This window comes from Streptomyces sp. NPDC056224 (assembly GCF_042267665.1).
Lineage (GTDB): Bacteria > Actinomycetota > Actinomycetes > Streptomycetales > Streptomycetaceae > Streptomyces.
This window is the reverse complement of sequence record NZ_JBHJTK010000048.1, coordinates 49,513-50,924: the sequence shown is the minus strand read 5'-3', so window position 1 is coordinate 50,924 and position 1,412 is coordinate 49,513. Positions and strand designations below refer to the sequence as shown.

The window sequence follows — 1,412 nt, the reverse complement described above, 5'->3', positions numbered from 1 at the left end:
CCCTGGGTGGGGGGCGGGCCCGCCCCCGCGCGGGGCCCCCCCCCCCCGGCCACTCAACCGATCATCCGATCAGAGCAGTCCGTCCCACATCTGCTCCAGCAGCACCGACCACCAGCTCTCCGGAGAAGCCAGCGCCGCACTGTCCAGCCCCGCCAGATTCGCCTGGAAATCGACGGTCCAGCGCCCCGCCTGTTCCGGCGTCAGATGCTGCCGAAGCCGCCACATGTGCCCCAGCATCGCCAGGGACCGTACGAACTGCGGCAGGCTGGAGTTCACGAACTGCGGCGGCACCGGAGCACCGCCCGGACCGCCCTCCACCGGCACCGCAACGATGTGCGCGGTGCCGTACTGCACGCACAGCGCCTTGCCGAAGTCGCTGCCGACAACGAGGTACGAGCCCGCGTCCGAAGCCGGCGCCACCTGCCGCTGCGCGGCCATCTCGGCCAGCGTCGGCACCGGCTGGCCCGGCACCGCCTGCGCCCAGAAGAACGGCCCGAAATCGATGGGCAGGCCCGACCACATCAGCGTCTGCGCCACGATCTCCGGAACACCCTGACGGGACACCGCCCGCTGGTCGAAGCGGAACACGCCCTGCGGGCCGAACGCCCCCGCCAGCTCCTGCGCGATCGCGTCCAGCGGGATCGCCGGCTGGAGCGGAACCTGCGGCAGGGGCACCCGTACCGGCGCGGGCCGCGCGGGACCGTCCGCCACCTGGTGCAGCTCGCCCTGATGGGTGAGCAGATGGCGCATGCCCTGCTGACGGCCCGCATGGTCCTTGCCGTACGGGGCCACGCTGGTGATCCGCACCTGCGGCCAGGTCTCCCGGATCATCCGGGCGCAGTAACCGCCGGGCAGCTCGCAGGACTCCAGCTCGGTGTGCAGTTCCAGCACCTGCTGCGGCGGCACGTTCATGGCGCGCAGCTCGTACAGGATCTGCCACTCGGGGTGCGGGGTGCCGGGTGCGGAACGGCGGATGAGCTGCTGCTCGGAGCCGTCGGGCGCGCGGTAGCGCAGTACTGCCTGGTAGCCGGGGCCGACCGTGGGCACACCCGTGTGCGCCGGGGGCTGCGCGACGGGACCGGCCGGCGCCGGACCGGGCGGACCGGGAGGCGCGGGCGGCTGACCCGTCACCGCGGGACCCGCCAGCATCGTCGCGGCATGATCGAGCCCACGCCCCACCGAACCCCCCGCACCACCGGGAACACCCGGAGCACCGGGCGGACCGGGAGGCGCCGGCGGCTGACCCGTCACCGCGGGACCCGCCAGCATCGTCGCGGCATGATCGAGCCCACGCCCGACCGAACCCCCCGCACCACCGGGCGCACCGGGCGCACCAGGAGGACCGGGCGGACCAGGAGGCTGCGGCGCACCGGCACCCGGAACCCCGGGCGGACCAGGAGGCGCCACGGGCT

Annotated in this window: 1 protein-coding gene; it reads right to left on the bottom strand. The window is 74.3% G+C overall.

Annotation, left to right across the window (positions count from 1 at the left end):
* Nucleotides 1-69 precede the first annotated feature (69 nt).
* Nucleotides 70-1,412, bottom strand: a 1,343-nt coding sequence (locus ACFCZ1_RS33375; protein WP_376682018.1) for an SUKH-4 family immunity protein, incomplete at its 5' end; no start/stop codon positions are given.